A 1,669-nucleotide genomic window follows, 5' to 3' on the forward strand; every position below is an offset into this window, starting at 1 on the left:
GCTGGCCGAGACGCTGTCGCTCGAGGTGGTCGCCGAGGGCGTCGAACTGCCTGCGGAGGAGCAGCTGCTGATCGCGGCCGGCTGCACGCTCGGACAGGGATTCCTGTTCGCCCGCCCGATGCCCGAAGTGGATACTCGGCAGCGCATTGTGGACGAGGCGATGGCCGCCCGCCGGTGAGGGTTGCATCTCATACAGCGGTCTTCCATGGGCATTACAGCCATCCGTCTGCCTAGCATCGGGACATGGCGATCCCGAACAGGCGTAACGGCTCCAGCGCGGCCACGGCGGCGTACGACAGCATCGCCTCGCTCTCCAGTGCGGGACTGTGGGATCAGGTCATCGACGAGGTCGACGGCCGCCGGATCCGGATCGGCGGCGACTGGTTCATCGACTACGCGTCGTGCAACTACCTCGGGTTCGACCTCGACCCGCAGGTCATCGACGCGATCGACGATCAGGTGCGCCGGTGGGGCACCCATCCCAGCTGGTCCCGCATGCTGGGCAGCCCCCGGCTCTACCCGATGATCGAGGAACGCCTCACCGAGCTGCTCGGTGCGCCCGACACCCTGGTGCTGCCGACGATCAGCCAGATCCATCTCTCGGTCATCCCGGCCCTGGCCGGCACCGGCCACATCTTCCTGGACTCGCGGGCGCACCGGACGATCTACGACGGGTGCGTGCACGCGCGCGGCCTCGGGGCGACGGTCCATCGCTTCCGATCCGGTGATCTCGAGCACCTGTCCGAGCTGCTGCTGGACCTGCCGGCCGGCAGTGACGCGCTGGTCTGCATGGACGGCGTCAACAGCATGACCGGCAACACCCCCGACCTCGATGCGTTCGCCCGCCTGTGCCGGCGACACGGAGCCACGCTGTACGTCGATGACGCGCACGGCTTCGGCATCATCGGAGAACGCGCGTCCGGCGAGAGCTCGCCGTACGGCAGCCGGGGCAACGCCATCGTGCGCCATTACGGGCAGAGCTACGACAACGTCGTCCTGGTGGGCGGTTTCTCCAAGGCGTACTCGTCCATGCTGGCCTTCGTCGCCTGCCAGACCCCGGTCAAGGAGTACCTGAAGATCGCGGCGCCGACCTACCTCTACTCGGGGCCGGTCCCCACGGCCTCGCTGGCCACGGTCCTGGCCGGCCTCGACGTCAACGAGGCGCGCGGCGATGCGATCCGCGCCGACCTGTACAGCAAGAGCCGCCGGGTGCTCGACCACCTCGACGGGCTGGACGTGCACACGCCCAACGCGTCGGGGTTCCCGCTGATCGAGATCCCACTGAACGATCCGGACGCGCTGTTACCGACCGCCCGTACCCTGCTCGATCACGGCCTGTACACCACCCTCGCGCCCTATCCCGGTGTGCCGCGGGACCAGGTCGGATTTCGCATCCAGATGACCGCCGCGCACAGCGACGAGCAGATCGATGATCTCCTCACCGCGTTGACCGCGCTCGCCGCGTCGGCCTTGCTACGCCGGTCCTGACAGGTCCCGGAGCCAATGTGCGCAGCGGATCGGGCGACCCTCGTAGTCGAGGTCGCAGTCGTCGAGCCGGCGGAAGCCCAGTTTCGCCAGCACCGCGTTCGACGCCCGGTTGTCCACGCCCGGAAACGAGTGCAGTTCCCGGACGCCGGCGCTCATCACCCGAGGCAGCAGCATGTTGACC

2 protein-coding genes and 1 pseudogene are annotated in these 1,669 nt (G+C 68.3%); 2 read left to right on the forward strand and 1 reads right to left on the reverse strand.

Annotation, left to right across the window (positions count from 1 at the left end; all coding sequences use genetic code 11):
- Positions 1-13: 13 nt before the first annotated feature.
- Both AB0M20_RS42150 and AB0M20_RS42155 read left to right on the forward strand, forming a co-directional pair.
- Positions 14-178, forward strand: coding sequence for an EAL domain-containing protein (locus AB0M20_RS42150; RefSeq protein ID WP_364306998.1), 165 nt, complete (start codon positions 14-16; stop codon positions 176-178).
- 65 nt (positions 179-243) lie between these two features.
- Positions 244-1,488: a pyridoxal phosphate-dependent aminotransferase family protein gene (locus tag AB0M20_RS42155; protein ID WP_364306997.1), complete on the forward strand. Its 1,245-nt coding sequence runs from the start codon at positions 244-246 to the stop codon at positions 1,486-1,488.
- Here AB0M20_RS42155 and AB0M20_RS42160 read toward each other — a convergent pair.
- Positions 1,474-1,669 (reverse strand): annotated as a pseudogene (locus AB0M20_RS42160) (hypothetical protein); the annotation flags it as partial. The gene AB0M20_RS42155 and the pseudogene AB0M20_RS42160 overlap by 15 nt on opposite strands.

Source organism: Actinoplanes sp. NPDC051633 (assembly GCF_040681735.1).
Taxonomy (GTDB): Bacteria; Actinomycetota; Actinomycetes; order Mycobacteriales; family Micromonosporaceae; genus Actinoplanes.